The sequence below is a fragment of the Paenibacillus borealis genome, from assembly GCF_000758665.1.
Taxonomy (GTDB): domain Bacteria; phylum Bacillota; class Bacilli; order Paenibacillales; family Paenibacillaceae; genus Paenibacillus_AQ; species Paenibacillus_AQ borealis.
The window spans coordinates 8,100,237-8,115,245 of the sequence record NZ_CP009285.1 but is presented as its reverse complement, the minus strand read 5'-3'; the positions used below and the strand labels follow the sequence as shown (position 1 = coordinate 8,115,245).

At 50.9% G+C, this 15,009-nt stretch carries 11 protein-coding genes; 9 read left to right on the top strand and 2 right to left on the bottom strand.

Annotated elements, in window-relative coordinates; genetic code table 11:
* Positions 1-163: 163 nt before the first annotated feature.
* The 4 genes from PBOR_RS34585 to cydC are packed head-to-tail and all read left to right on the top strand — an operon-like array spanning position 164 to position 6,132.
* A complete protein-coding gene (locus PBOR_RS34585) occupies positions 164-1,570 on the top strand; it encodes a cytochrome ubiquinol oxidase subunit I (protein WP_042218670.1) in 1,407 nt (468 codons plus the stop codon).
* Positions 1,557-2,573 carry a cytochrome d ubiquinol oxidase subunit II gene (gene cydB / locus PBOR_RS34580; RefSeq protein WP_042218667.1) on the top strand — a complete coding sequence of 339 codons (1,017 nt, stop codon included), beginning with the start codon at positions 1,557-1,559 and terminating at the stop codon, positions 2,571-2,573. Before PBOR_RS34585 ends, cydB begins: the two co-directional genes overlap by 14 nt.
* Positions 2,573-4,336 (top strand): thiol reductant ABC exporter subunit CydD, encoded by a 1,764-nt coding sequence (gene cydD / locus PBOR_RS34575; protein WP_042218666.1) that lies wholly within the window; start codon positions 2,573-2,575, stop codon positions 4,334-4,336. The genes cydB and cydD overlap by 1 nt, the downstream gene beginning before the upstream one ends.
* Complete coding sequence (cydC, locus tag PBOR_RS34570) at positions 4,333-6,132, top strand: thiol reductant ABC exporter subunit CydC (RefSeq protein ID WP_042218664.1); 1,800 nt, start codon at positions 4,333-4,335, stop codon at positions 6,130-6,132. The genes cydD and cydC overlap by 4 nt, the downstream gene beginning before the upstream one ends.
* 365 nt (positions 6,133-6,497) lie before the next feature.
* Here cydC and PBOR_RS34565 read toward each other — a convergent pair whose 3' ends face one another.
* Complete coding sequence (locus tag PBOR_RS34565) at positions 6,498-7,835, bottom strand: DUF2252 domain-containing protein (protein ID WP_042218663.1); 1,338 nt, start codon at positions 7,833-7,835, stop codon at positions 6,498-6,500.
* Positions 7,836-8,021: 186 nt separating this feature from the next.
* On the opposite strand from PBOR_RS34565, the gene PBOR_RS34560 reads away from it, so the two are divergent.
* Both PBOR_RS34560 and PBOR_RS36575 read left to right on the top strand, forming a co-directional pair.
* The gene (locus tag PBOR_RS34560) at positions 8,022-9,806 is read left to right on the top strand and encodes a M3 family oligoendopeptidase (protein ID WP_042218661.1); all 1,785 of its coding nucleotides are present in this window, start codon (positions 8,022-8,024) and stop codon (positions 9,804-9,806) included.
* A 103-nt stretch (positions 9,807-9,909) separates the two neighbouring features.
* Positions 9,910-10,077: a CxxH/CxxC protein gene (locus tag PBOR_RS36575; RefSeq protein WP_063776434.1), complete on the top strand. Its 168-nt coding sequence runs from the start codon at positions 9,910-9,912 to the stop codon at positions 10,075-10,077.
* 84 nt (positions 10,078-10,161) lie between these two features.
* Here PBOR_RS36575 and PBOR_RS34555 read toward each other — a convergent pair whose 3' ends face one another.
* A complete protein-coding gene (locus tag PBOR_RS34555; RefSeq protein WP_042218660.1) occupies positions 10,162-11,574 on the bottom strand; it encodes an MFS transporter in 1,413 nt (470 codons plus the stop codon).
* A 520-nt stretch (positions 11,575-12,094) separates the two neighbouring features.
* On the opposite strand from PBOR_RS34555, the gene PBOR_RS34550 reads away from it, so the two are divergent.
* The 3 genes from PBOR_RS34550 (at position 12,095) to PBOR_RS35955 (ending at position 14,976) form a co-directional block, all read left to right on the top strand.
* A complete protein-coding gene (locus PBOR_RS34550; RefSeq protein WP_042218658.1) occupies positions 12,095-12,454 on the top strand; it encodes an ArsR/SmtB family transcription factor in 360 nt (119 codons plus the stop codon).
* A 172-nt stretch (positions 12,455-12,626) separates the two neighbouring features.
* On the top strand, positions 12,627-13,106 hold the full coding sequence (rlmH, locus tag PBOR_RS34545; protein ID WP_042218656.1) for a 23S rRNA (pseudouridine(1915)-N(3))-methyltransferase RlmH: 480 nt from the start codon (positions 12,627-12,629) through the stop codon (positions 13,104-13,106).
* Positions 13,107-13,395: 289 nt separating this feature from the next.
* Positions 13,396-14,976 carry an HD domain-containing protein gene (locus tag PBOR_RS35955; RefSeq protein WP_052429777.1) on the top strand — a complete coding sequence of 527 codons (1,581 nt, stop codon included), beginning with the start codon at positions 13,396-13,398 and terminating at the stop codon, positions 14,974-14,976.
* Positions 14,977-15,009: the final 33 nt, after the last annotated feature.

Genomic DNA, 15,009 nt, shown 5'->3' with positions numbered 1-15,009 from the left:
CGTCTTATTTTTTTTGCTTTCTTTATGTAATATTGTGATATTTGTCACAAATTTATTGATTTTCATGCTGAAACAGGGTGTATAATGTGATAATTATCACACTTAAGGCCCTGGAAATTTGACAGAATAGACATATCGAATGGGGAGAAGGAAGGGGAGAAATATGGATACAGTAATGCTGTCGCGTATACAATTTGCGTCGACGACGATTTTTCATTATTTCTTTGTGCCGGTATCGATCGGACTAGCGCTCTTAATTGCTATTATGGAGACCATGTACGTTAGAAAAGGCAATGAAGAGTACAAAAGAATGGCGCAGTTCTGGGGGAAGCTGTTCCTCATTAACTTCGCAGTAGGCGTAGTGACAGGGATATTGCAGGAGTTCCAGTTCGGAATGAACTGGTCTGACTATTCACGCTTCGTCGGCGATGTTTTTGGAGCCCCGCTGGCTATTGAAGCCTTGCTCGCATTCTTCCTGGAGTCCACGTTCATCGGAATCTGGATCTTCGGCTGGGATAAGGTATCCAAGAAGGTCCATCTCGTCTCCATCTGGCTGGTAGCACTCGGAACGATGCTGTCGGCATTCTGGATTCTGCTGGCGAACTCGTTCATGCAGCATCCGGTAGGCTTCCAGGTGAATAACGGGCGGGCGGAAATGAATGATATCTTCGCACTGATCACGAACGGGCAGCTGCTGGTGGAGTTTCCGCATACAGTACTCGCTGCATACGCTACAGGCGCATTCCTGGTAACGGGGATCAGTGCTTATAAATTACTCAAGAAGCAGGACGTTCCTTTTTTCCGGAAATCGTTCGAAATCGCAGCCATTGTTGGTATTATCTCTTCATTCGGCGTAGCTGTTGCAGGTCATGCCCAGGCACAGTATCTGGTAGAGACCCAGCCGATGAAGATGGCCGCCTCCGAAGCACTCTGGGGTGAGAGCGGCGACCCGGCACCATGGACGATCTTTGCCAATATTGACACGGATAACAAAACCAACAGCAATGAAATTCAGGTTCCCTATCTGCTAAGCTTCCTGTCCTACAGTAAATTCTCCGGTGAAGTGAAAGGGATGAATCAGCTGCAGGCGGAATATGAGCAGGCATATGGACCGGGAGACTATATCCCACCTGTCAAAACAACGTTCTGGAGCTTCCGGATTATGGTGGCTGCAGGCTCACTGATGATCGCGCTTGGCGTGTATGCCATCTATCTCATGTGGCGCAAAAAGATGGACAAACCGAATACCTGGTTCATGCGGTTCATGTTCTGGGGGCTGCTGCTCCCGCCGATTGCCAACACTTCGGGCTGGATTATGACGGAGATGGGGCGTCAGCCATGGACGGTATTCGGACTAATGACTACAGAAGACAGTGTATCACCTAATATTACGAGCGGACAGGTGTTATTCTCAGTGATTTCATTTACCGCAATTTATGCCATACTGGGTGCAGTGCTGATTGGCCTGTTCATCAAAGTTATCAAAAAAGGGCCTTATGCTATGGATAACGACCACGGCGAATCCCACGATCCGTATAACAAGGAGGAATCAACCCATGCTTTCTCTTAATGAATTGTGGTTTCTGCTGATTGCAGTGCTGTTTGTCGGATTCTTCTTCCTTGAAGGCTTTGACTTCGGCGTAGGGATGGAGACTCAGATTCTCGCCAAGAATGATACAGAGCGCCGGGTGCTGATTAATTCCATCGGTCCGTTCTGGGATGCGAATGAAGTATGGCTGATTACGGGGGCGGGCGCAATGTTTGCCGCATTCCCGCATTGGTACGCGACGCTCTTCAGCGGATTCTATATCCCGTTTGTGTTCGCCCTGCTGGCGCTGATTGCCCGCGGTGTTGCCTTTGAATTCAGAGGTAAACGTGATTCGAAGGTATGGCAGAAAACCTGGGATGTCTGCATCTTCTTCGGCAGCTTCCTGCCGCCGTTCCTGCTGGCTGTGGTGTTTGCCAGCTTCATCAAAGGCTTGCCGATTGACGGGGATATGCAGATGTATGCCGGTTTCTTCGATATCGTTAATGCCTATACAGTTGTAGCGGGAATTACAGTAGTCCTGCTGTGTCTGGTACATGGACTGATGTTCACCACGCTCCGTACCCTTGGAGACTTGCAGGAACGGGCACGCAAGCTGGCCCAGAAACTGCTGATCCCGCTGGCAGCGCTGCTGGTAGCCTTCGTTATTATGACGTACACCATGACGGATATCTTCGATAAACGCGGAACACTGCTATGGATTGTAGTTGTTCTGGGCGTAGTTGCTTATCTGCTCGCCGGATATTTCATGACTAAGAAGAAGGATGGTTATGCCTTCGGAATGACCGGAGCGGTAATGGCGCTGTCGGTAGCTTCGATCTTCATCGGACTGTTCCCGCGGGTGATGATCAGCTCGCTGGATCAGGCGTTCAACCTGACGATTACGAATGCGGCTTCCGGCCACTATTCACTGAAGGTAATGACGATCGTTGCCCTGACGCTGCTGCCATTCGTGCTGGGCTATCAGATCTGGAGTTATTTCATCTTCCACAAACGGGTTCACGAGAAGGAGCATCTTGAATACTAATGGATAAAAATTTGCTTGGGTACAAAGGAGTAAAGCCTGTCTTTCTGATTGTCGGCTTCCTTACCCTGGTGCAAAGCCTGTCCATTCTTCTGCTGGCGAAATCGCTGGCCGAAGTTGTCTCTGCGCTGTTTGCGGGAGAACCGCTGAAGGAACAAGGGGCTAAATCGCTCTTGTTCCTTCTTGCATTTCTCGTGCGCCATGCCTGTGCCATGCTGATGAGCCGCACAGCTTACCGCTTCGCGGAAGCTACCGGCAGCAGCATGCGGAGACAAATGATGGATAAGCTGTTCCAGCTGGGACCGAGGCTGGTAGGGGACCGGGGAACCGGGAATGTGGTCACACTTGTGCTTGAAGGAGTAACCAAGTTCCGCACCTACCTGGAACTGATTATTCCGCGGATGGTCGGCATGGCGGTAACACCGGCCCTGCTGCTTGTCTATGTGTACACCGAGGATACGTCCAGCGGTGTCATTCTTACCTTAACCATGCCGATCATCATTGTCTTCATGATTCTGATCGGCATGACGGCCCGCAAGCAAATGGACCGCCAGCTGAAGTCCTACCGTACGCTTTCCAATCATTTCGTGGATTCGCTGCGCGGTCTGGAAACGCTGAAATTCCTTGGGCGCAGCCGCAGCCATAGCGAGAGTATTGCTACGGTCAGCGACCGCTACCGTTCGGCCACGATGCGTACGCTGCGCGTGGCGTTCCTGTCTTCATTCGCCATGGACTTCTTCACCATGCTGTCGGTGGCTTCGGTGGCAGTAAGCCTCGGTCTGCGGCTGGTTAATGAGCAGATGACACTGGTTACAGGCTTAACAATCCTTATACTGGCTCCGGAATATTTCTTGCCGGTGCGGCTGGTGGGTGCGGACTTCCATGCCACACTCGACGGCAAGGAAGCCGGAGAAGCAATGAAGAGCATCATTGACCGTGAGACCGTGCAGGCGAAGCTGCTGGAGCCGGGGGGACAGGAAGCTATACAAGATGGCAAGGCACCTGGAGCGTTTTTCACGTGGAACAATAACAGCAGTTTACGGCTTAATGGAGTCAGCGTGAAATATGAAGACGACGGTGCCTCCTCGCTTGAAGAGGTGAATCTCGAATTCAAGGGATATGCCAAGATCGGAATTATCGGGGAGAGCGGAGCAGGCAAGTCTACGCTCGTGGATATCCTGGGCGGCTTCCTTCATCCGACCTCCGGTAACATCACAATTAACGGAAATGGGGTCAGTGCGCTTACGGATGAGGACTGGCGCAAGCAGACCGCTTATATTCCGCAGCGTCCTTACATCTTCAGCGGCACATTGGCTGACAATGTGCGGTTCTATTATCCGGAGGCTACGCAGGAAGCTGTTGCGGCTGCACTGGAGTCCGCCGGACTATCGAAGCTGATATCCTCGCTGCCTGGCGGCCTGGATGAAATGATCGGCGGCGGCGGACGTTCGCTCAGCGGCGGACAAGAGCAGCGTGTGGCACTGGCCCGTGCGCTCTTGAGCAGCCGCCCGGTTATGCTTCTGGATGAGCCGACGGCTCACTTGGACATTGAGACAGAATATGAGTTGAAGGAAACGATGCTGCCGCTGTTCGCAGGCAAGCTGGTATTCCTGGCTACGCACCGCCTGCACTGGATGACCGACATGGATCTGATTGTCGTCATGCAGCAGGGACGCGTTGCCGAAATCGGCACACATAGCGAACTGACCGCCCGCAAGGGTGCCTACTACGGGCTTATTCAAAGTCAATTGGAGGGAATCCATTGAAACGTGAAGGATGGTTTGCTCCCTATTACTCTGCCTACTTCTGGCGGTTCGTGCTGATTATTGCACTGGGCGCACTGACGATCTTCTCGGCATCGTCCCTGATGTATACCTCGGGGTTCCTGATCTCGAAGGCATCGATTCCGCCGGAAAATATACTGATGATCTATGTGCCGATTGTCGGCGTGCGCACGTTCGGGACAAGCCGGGCCGTCATTCACTATGTGGAGCGGCTCGTAGGACATGACACGATTCTGCGCATTCTCTCGAAGATGCGCATCCGGCTCTACAACATTCTGGAGCCGCAGGCGTTGTTCCTGTCCTCGCGCTTCCGGACCGGGGATATTCTCGGCATGCTCGCGGATGATATCGAATATCTGCAGAATGTATATCTCCGCACGGTCTTCCCGAGCATCATCGCACTCCTGATCTATGCGGTAGCCGTTATTTCGCTCGGCACGTTTGATCTGGCGTTTGCCCTGCTTATGGGCTTATACATGCTGATTCTGGTGGCCGTATTGCCGCTGATCTCCCTGCTGTTCACCCAGAAACGTCAGCGTCAGGTGAAGCAGGAGCGCAACCGGCTGTATCAGAAGCTGACCGATGCCGTGCTGGGTCTGGGCGACTGGGTCATCAGCGGACGGCAGAGCCAGTTCGTCGACACCTATGAGGCCGACGAGCAGACCGTCGCCCGCACAGACGGTGCGCTGCGGCGCTGGGCGCGGCTGCGCATGTTCATCGGCCAAGCCGTTGTCGGGCTTGGCGTGCTGTCCCTGCTCTACTGGGCAGGCGGACAGTATGCCGATGGAGCGATTGCCGGAACGCTGATTGCCGCGTTCGTATTGGTCGTCTTCCCGGTAGCAGATGCTTTCCTGCCTGTATCCGAGGCCGTCGAGAAAATTCCGCAATACCGGAATTCACTGGAGCGCTTGGAGGGGGTGGGAGCAGCGGAGGGAGCTGTGCCGCTTGCGGCCGAAGCAGCCAAGAATGCAGAAGCCAAGGCGAAGGCTGCCGCTGCTGTGCAGGCTATCCAGGCCAGCGGGCAGGCCCATATTGAACTGAAGTCGGCGGGCTACCGCTATGCGGCGGGAGACGACTGGTCAGTGCAGAATATGGTGCTGGACCTGCCGCAGGGCCGGAAGGTTGCCGTGATCGGCCGCAGCGGAGCCGGTAAATCGACGCTGCTCAAGATGGTGCAAGGCGTAATCACGCCTACCATCGGCTCCGCCACGATTAACGGAATTGACGCTGCGGCTTACGGTGAGCAGATTCCGCAGCTCATCGCCGTGCTGAACCAGAGCCCGCATCTGTTCGACACTACGGTGGCGAACAATATCCGGCTCGGGGACCCGGGGGCTTCGGAGGCAGCGGTTAAGCAGGCGGCAGCCCTGGCGAAGCTGGATCCATTGATCTCTTCGCTGCCGGAGGGCTACAACACTCCGGTACGCGAAGCAGGGCAGCGCTTCTCCGGCGGAGAGCGCCAGCGGATCGCTCTGGCCCGTATTCTGCTGCAGAATACGCCGGTCGTTGTGCTCGATGAGCCGACGGTAGGCCTTGATCCGCGCACGGAGCGCGAGCTGCTGGCCACCATGTTCGAGGCGATGGCGGGCAAGACGCTGATCTGGGTTACCCATCATCTGGTGGGTGCGGAGCAGATGGACGAGGTGATTTTCATGGAGAATGGCCTGGTGGAGATGCGCGGCACCCATGCGGAGCTGATGGAGCGGGAACCGCGTTACCGCAAGCTGTATGAGCTGGACCGGCCGAGCCAACTCATGAATGCGGCGGCTGAGAAATAATATTGACATACAAAGAAGCTCTTTCCGCCCGGGTTCGGGTAGAGAGAGCTTCTTTGAGGTTGGGATAGCTGCATAATGTGCAATTAAAAACGGCGATTAGTTATACTTGCAGACTATAACTGTATTTCATACAACTAAAACTGCCCGAATTCGTTAATGTGGTCCTTATAAGGCCGATTAAGTGTACAGAATACAATTAAACGGAGTCCGGGGGCGGAAAATAGAACTTTTAATTGTACGAAGTGCAGTTAAGCGCAACAGATGTACCGAAAGCGGGATATCTGATATCTGATATCTGTTGCGCTTCAGCGAGCGATTGTCCAAAGTAGAATTCACTACGCTTAATCTGGGGTAGTACCCGCCCGTTATATACCGTACTGCTCCGACACCCAATCCGCGAACATGGCATAGTCTTTCTCTACCTGCCCGGCATAGCCGTAAGCCCATTCTGCGATATAACGGGCAAAGGCATCAGAATCGGGACCCATGGCCTTGGCGATCTCCTGCTCACTGTGATAGTCGAGAATACCCTTGTCGACATCGGCATCGGCGCGGGCATGCATTTTGGCGGTCAGGCTGCCCATCTGCTGGATAACTACGGTCAGCTCGTCCATGTCTGCGATATTCTCCAGCTTCAGACTTTTTTTGTACGGGGAGCGCTCCCTGACATAGAACTCCCGGCCGTCTACCGTTAAGAAGCCGAGGTAGGGATCAGCCTGGTGGTGCATCGCCTGCTGGGTCGCGGATACACGTTTGCCCTGATGGGCGAAGGATTGCCAGAATGAGTCCGAGTAAGGCAGGAAATAGGCGGGAACGGGAACACGGACTTCTTTGACCTCGAGTACAGTGTCGTCAGTACCGGCCTGCTCCATGCCGCCTTCAATAAGAATATAATAGCGGTCCAGTCCGATGGAAGCCGTTCCCGAGCCGCGTTTGACCGCAATGTCCTTGATCCGGAAATGCTCCTCGTTCAGGCTGCGCGTAACCACCGTCTGCGTATAGAAGCTCCAGGCCAGCTCCAGCTGTGCCTGCTCGGCAGCTCCGGGAATCAGCAGCTCCGAGGTCTCGAGGAATACCCGGCTGGTCTGCATCTGTGCGGTGACCTTCTCCAGGAAATGACTCTGCCGGCGTTTCTCCAGCTTGCGGAGCAGCTTCTTGATGGGGCCTTTGGCCATATCCTCATCCAGGACGAAATTACCGGGATTGTCTTTACTATCACAGAAGCGGTGAATTTGACGGTAATAAGCCTCCGCATAACTCCGGATCAGCTTAAGCTGATCTGTCTGTCCCAGCCCGAGCTGTCTGCCGACAAGCGCAATACTGACTGCCATCCGCAGCAGATCGTACAGATAAGAGCCGACATACCCCTCGTCAAAATCATTCACATCATACACAATCTCTCCGTCTTCATTGCGGAAAGCGCCGAAGTTCTCGAAATGCAGGTCCCCTTGAATCCAGGTAGGGCGGCTAGGTGAACTGTGGTAAGGGAAGTACTGCCTTGTCGTGTCAAAATAGAACAGATAAGCGCTCCCCCGGTAGAAGGAAAAGGCGCTTTGCGCCATTTTGCTGTATTTCTCGGTTCTTCGGTCAGGGGATAGAGCCATGATGCTGCCATCGAACTCATCAAAAATAGAAATCAGCAACTCTCTGCGCAGCTTCGAACGTGTACGTATAACCCCTTCGGTGATCGACTGGTTGACCATGCGGTGCTCCTTTCCGGAAATCGGTTATGGCTTGGTACAGTTGATTATATCTAATATTTCCATGGACTTCTAATTTGGCAGGCGTGATATACTGAAGTGGATTTTGCAGCAAGGATTATGGCGGACGGGGTGGAAGCATGTGAGGATGAATTGTTCCTGCGACTATAGATAAGGGGATGTTAGAAAATGCAATTAACATGGGATCTGGACCGGATCTATCCCTCCTTCCAGTCGGAGCAATTTCAGCAGGACCGCAGGCTGGTGGAGACACTTGCCGTGGAGCTGAATACATGGTCAGCCTCGCAGATGAATAGCGGGCAGGATGCTGCGGGTGTGATGGAAGAGTTCCTGAGACAATATAATGCTTATCAACATATATATCTCCGCTTGTTCAGCTACGCGGAATTAAGGTTCAGTGCAGACAGCAGTAATATGGAGGCCGTTAATCTGATGGATGAGCTGGAGGAGGTCACATATGGTGCGGGTGAAGCCTTGGTCAGCTTCAGCAAGTGGCTGGCTAAGGTAAGCACGGATGAACTGGAGCGGAGTATCGGGTCCAGCGTTTATCTGGAGCAGCACGGCTTCTACTTGCGGGAGCTTAAGAGTAAATCCGAGCATTTACTCAGCGAGGAAGGCGAAGCGGTGATTGCCCGGATGCAGGCGACGGGGTCCAAGGCGTGGGAGCGGCTGTACATGCAGACGCTGTCTACCTTGCGAGTCGAGGCGGAGCTGGACGGGCTGAGCCGGAGTGTGTCGCTTGCCGAGCTGCGCAATCTCGCCTATGATCCCGATCCTGCGGTACGCCGGGCGGCGGCAGAAGCGGAGCATGAGGCCTGCCGCAGGGTAGCGGAGCAGAGTGCAGCCTGCATTAATGCCGTAACCGGGGAGGCTGCGGCCGTCTATGAGCTGAGAGGATATGCTTCACCACTGCATAAAGTGCTGGAAGCATCGCGGATGGATCAGGAGACACTTCAGGTAATGCTTCAGGCCATTGAAGAGAGTCTGCCGGACTTTCAGCGCTATTATGCCAAAAAGGCGGCATTGCTGGGGCATGCTGGAGGGCTGCCGTTTTGTGATGTTTTTGCGCCTGTCGGGACGGCGGAAGCTGCTGCGGAGCCCATCACTTATGCTGAGGCCCAGGCGATGATTATTGCCGGCTTCAGCAGGTTCAGCCCGGAGCTTGGCGCGTTCGCCCGTAAGGTGTTTGAGCAGCGCTGGATCGATGCCGAGCCACGGAGCGGTAAAGGCAACTTCGGGATGTGCGTTGATATTTTCCCGGTTGGGGAGAGCCGGATCATTACCAGCTTCAATGGCAATTATATAGATGTGAGCGTGCTGGCCCACGAGATCGGTCATGCGTACCACAGCAGCCGCCTCAGCGAGGAAACGATGGTTAACACGGAATATCCGGTTCCGATTGCCGAGACGGCGTCGATTTTTTGCGAGAGTCTTATTCATGTGGAGTTGCTTCAGTCTCTGCCTGCGGGTGAAGCGGCTGCCATACTGGAGCGGAGTCTCACGGATGCCGGGTATTATATTGTTGATTTCTATGCCCGGTATGGCTTCGAGAGCGGGTTATATGCCCGCAGGAAATCCGGTGCTCTGTCTGTGGAGGAGCTGAACGCGCTGATGCTGGAATCCATGCATGCGGCTTACGGTGAGAGTGTGCTGCCGGGCTCGATTCATCCTTACCAGTGGATCAGCAAAGCCGGGTATTATATGGCGGGTAATGAGTTCTTGAATTTCCCGTATTCCTTCGGATTATTGTTCTCCAAAGGGCTGTATGCGCAGTACAAGAAGCGGGGCGGGGCCTTCGTAGAACGCTATGAGCAGTTCCTCTCAGCGACCAGTACCCGGAGTATTACGGATGCGGCAAAGCTGATGGATATCGATGTACATTCACTGGCATTCTGGCAGGATGCGCTCGGGCTGATTGCCGGGGATATTGATAAGTTTACGGGGCGGGAATAAGGCGTGGATTTTGCGCTGCGGAAGGTTCCTTTTTGCCGGGAAATGTGGTAGAACAGTAGTAGAAGTATACACCGAAGCGGCACAGAAAGGGATGCTTGATTGAATGTATGTAGTGTGTAAGGAACACGTAGAGCTGGCCATCGACAAATTTGTGGACGAATACGAGGATGCACCCGATGTAGTGGATCTGAAGGAGACGGAGTTCTCGGACTGGGACCCGCCAGCGAAATGTGCGGAATGCGAGCAGAATGCGGAATATCTGGTGGTCTGAGGACTGCTGAGATTAGAAAAAACACCCTGCAGCCGTGGATGGCTGCGGGGTGTTTGGGCTTTCTGGCATAAACATTACTTAATGTTAGGCGTCTGCTGCTTCCGCCATTTCGGCCAGCGAGCTGCTCTGGCTGCTGCGCCCATATATAAAGGCTGATACAATCGCGACGATTGCCGCAATGGACAATCCCCAGTAGATGTTGGAGTAAGCCGTCTGGAGCGGTAGACCACGTTGCCATTCCAGAGCGCTTGCGGCCATCGCCACGCTGAAGGCTCCGCTGAAGAACTGCAGCAGCTGGAACAGCCCCATTCCGGAGCCAATCTGCGAAGCAGGCAGAATGCGCGAGATTTCGTTCGATACGCTGCTGGACAGTACGGTGAACGAGAGACTCATAATCATATAGACGAGCATGACAGCAACCCACGACCGCCCGGCGAACAAGGCGAACAGTACGGTCGCGGCCAGTACCAGGAACGGTGCCAGGCGCAGAATTCCGGCATTGCCGTAGCGGTCAATGATCCGCCCCACGGTGCGCGAGACGAAGATCGCTAGCAGCGAGCCGGGGAAGATTACAAGTCCGGCATGGCTGGCGCTGAAGCCGAAGCGGTGAACCAGAATCTGCGGCAGCAGGAACAAGGTGGCGAAGCTGCACAGGTAGGAGGCGACACCAACCAGGGCCAGCACGAGATAGGACCGGTTACGGAATAGCGCCGGCATCACGAATGGATCAGGAGTGGTGCGGATGCGGCCGACAAACAAGGCAATTGCTACAATGCCGGCGATCAGGGCAACCCACAGTCCGCTGGTCAGGAACAGCAGCAGACCGGTGGTGCCGACACCGAGGAACACTCCGCCCAGGATGTCGAAGGAGCCGCGGGTAGGAACTTCCTTAGGCAGCAGGATCAGGAATAGCGGGACCAGGAGCAGGATCGCTGCGGTTACCGCGAACAGCCAGGTCCAGCCGAGATACTCAACGATGGAACCGCCTGCTACCGGACCGAGGCCCAGTCCCAGTGAGACGGCGGACATGATCGTCGCCATTGCTTTGCCGCGGCGGGCCTGCGGGACATAGCGGGTGAACAGGACGAGTGACAGAGACATCACTGCACCTGCACCGGACGCCTGCAGAATGCGCACAATAAGCAGGAAGATAAAGTTGGTGCTAAAGAAACCGGCCACAGCAGCAAGCCCTAGCGTAAGCAGCCCGATAACCAGCAGCCGTCGGATTGGCAGGAAGTCAGAGAGCCGGCTGTATGTGATTGAGGCAATAGAGAACATGATGGAATATCCGGTAACAATCCAGGAGGCGGATGCTGCTGTGATGCCGAAGGTCTCGGTCACATCAGGCAGCGCCAGATTGAACATCGCTGTATTCATAATGACGAGAACCACAGCAACGCTGAATAGCAGAGTCAGCAGTCCTTCGCGCGGAAGAGCCGCCTGCGGAGCAGCGGTTGAATCGTTTGTACTGTCCTCAGAGGTATGTAATGAGGTCATTTAAGGGCCACTCCTTTGTTATTGGACTTATTTAAAATAAAAAACTAAATATTTTTATTTTATAGTTCGATTACTTACGAACAATTGAAATATAGCATGGGCTGATGTAAAATGCAATTATATAGATTGAACTGAAGAACTTGTTGGACGTCCTGAGGCTACTGTTGCTAAGGAGTTCTCAATATAACGGCTTTCCGGGGTAATGGTCAGGCAACTTAACCTGAAATCCTGCACAGAATACAACATTTCTCTCATAAAATCGGCCCAAATGCTATATTGTTGTAAGAAATGCAGGATTTCACCTGTTTCAAGCGGCTTTTCCGGATTATTGTTGTATTTAGTGCAACAATCCTCCCGAACAGGTAACTATCTATGAACCAAAGTTGCAAAATGTACAACATTTATATTCACAACATCTATTAAAGTGTAGATTTTGAAGTTTAATCTATATATTTAGAGGATAGATAGAAGAAATCATAGAAGATTAAGTACAATTCTGTACTCCAAAGGAGTCTTAGATATGAAGCAGCTCTTTCATCCGGATCGTAAAGACATTCAGCTCGCCTCCGTATTATATGCGCTTAGCGACCCGGTCCGTCTATATGTCGTGTCGGAAATCCGCAAGCATGGCGAGCAGGCCTGCAACAGCTTCAAGGTGCCGATTGCCAAGTCCACCCTGACCCATCATTCCCGGACGCTGCGCGAAGCGGGGGTCATCAATACGCGGGCACAAGGCACGCAGCGCATTTTGTCGCTGCGGACAGCGGACCTGGACGAGCGGTTCCCGGGATTGCTGGATTCGGTACTGCAGGCTTACGAGAGTTCGGGGCAGGCCGAAGGTTTTGGCGAGCAGGGAGAAATGGCGGAGGACCAGGGTTAGAGGGAGTAGCGGGAAGAGCGAAAATATGAGATAACATAGAGGATGAGTTGAAGCGGAAAGGACGTAGCGGATACGTCCTTTTGCTGTTTAAATAATGAACTAACGATGATTGAGCGGCGGAATTTCAGCGAATGGTACAGGTTTATAGAAGCATAACCCACAGGAGGAAGACATGTTTATTCAGATTATCGGCGTAGGGAAATTGAAGGAAAAGTATTTGGTCAGCGGCATCGCAGAATATGCCAAGCGGCTGACGCCATACCTCAAGTTTCAGATGATTGAGGTGGCGGATGAGAAGGCACCTGACAACCTCAGCGATGCGGAGGTTGTTCAGGTGAAGGTGCGTGAGGGCGAGCGTATCCTAGCGCATATCAAGAGCGAGGCGCATGTTATTGCGCTCGCGATCGACGGCAAGCTCTGGAGCTCGGAAGAGCTTGCAGCTGAGATCGACCGGCTCGGCACCTACGGGACGAGTCATGTCGTCTTCGTCATCGGAGGCAGCCACGGGCTCTCCGATGAGGTAATGCGCCGCGCCCAGCAGCGCATGAGCTTCGGCCGCATGACGCTGCCCCATCAGCTCATGCGGCTGGTGCTGGTGGAGCAGATTTATCGAGCGGTGAAGATTAATCGGGGGGAACCGTATCACAAGTAGGGGCAAGTTTTTTGAAGAAAAACTCGCAGGAGCCATTATTTACAGCATATCGACTATAGGAGCAGGGTAGGCTTCACTCCGGTCGATATGATGTGTAAACAGGCTTCTGCGAGTTTATTTGTACTACAAGGTATGCGATATGGGAAACTAAATCAATTCAATATTTTAACTGAATAGATAATCGGACAAATATAGATTTAAAAGAACTCAAAGATGTAATAGAATAATAATATCCATTGTAAATATTGTAATGTTTACAATAGTTTAGCTTGAATGGGAGGTTATTTATATGGAGATTTTTAGAGAACTTGATTTGGTAAGGAGTATAAACGATCCAATACATGGAGTGATACGTTTAACTATGAATGAGATGAGGGTGATTGAGAACCCATTATTTAAAAGGTTGCATCATATTAGACAAAATTCATTTTTATATAAGGTATTTCCCTCAGCTAAACATACAAGATTTGAGCATTCTATTGGAGTAATGAACTATGCTCATAAGATGCTAGTTTCAATACTAGAAAATGGATATATTGCACAATATCGTTCGGATATTGTGAAGAGTCAAGAAAATTTTGACGAAACTCTTGAAATCGGGGTTGGGATTGATTTATGTAACCTACTTCTTGAAAGCGAGGATTCATTAAAACAAACTTTTATAGAATTACGTTTAGCTGCGCTTTTACATGATATTGGACATGGCCCTTTGTCGCACTTATTTGATGCTTTTGCTCCAAATGTAGATGAGTTTATGATAATTCTACGTAGCGATGAGTGTATTGGTATTGATGAGGATTTTGTTAACCGGATTGAGATTCTATTGGGCAAATATTATAAAAAGCAGAGTGAAAAAGGAAAAACTGATATTAGAATTGAACATGAGCATGTATCGTCTTACTTTACATATAAGGTATTGAATACAATTGAGGGAATTACAAAAAATCAAATTTACAATATTCTTACTATACTCAAGCCAGAGTTACAATTAGGAGAGCGGTTAATTACTATTTTTGATAAAGAATTTGATGTCCTCCCTTTATTAAATGACATTGTAGCGAGTGCACCAATTGATTGTGATCGTATGGATTATCTTAAACGTGATAGTTATTTTGCAGGAGTTCCTTACGGTGATTACTCAGAGTCAAGAGTGTTAAAATCTATGCTAGCTTATGCACATAGTCAAGGGAAGATAAGGATGGGTCTCAAACAAAGTGGACTACATGCAATTGAAAATTTTTTGCAAGCAAGATATGAAATGTATATACAAGTCTACGGTCATAAAACCAATGAAGCATGCCGAGCTATGCTTAATTTTGTAACTGAGGAAAAAGACTTAAATTATAAAACTTGGTCTAAAAGGGAGCTAACGTCTCGAGATTTTGAAGATCTATATATATCACTAAGTGACGAACAGTTTGTTAACCACTTACTTGGAGAACTAGGAGAAGAAAGAAAAACTGCTCTTCAAGATATTAAAGATAGAAATCTATGGAAAAGAGTATATGAATTCGAAGAATTTATCGATGAGAAAAATAAAGTCACTTCTCTAAGCGAACAATTCTCTAAAAGTTTTGAAGAAATGAAGAGAAAATTCGGTGAATCTAAATTTAAGGAGTATAGGGATGAAAGATTCCCACTAAAAGACGTGGATTCTGGTGCTCAGTTGTTGGAAAAATCCAGCAAGGGATTTTATGTTGTCTCTTCTCAAAAAATCAAAGAAGGTTCACAAATAATTAAATCTTTAAATAACGGACTGCGAATTTTAAGAGTATACAGCTTAGATAGAGAGAATGCAGGGGAATTTAAGGAATACGCTGCACTGAATGTTTTACCCATTTTAACAAAAATAAAGAACAGTGAGAACTAGATTTAGATATAATTATATTAGATATTTGAATGA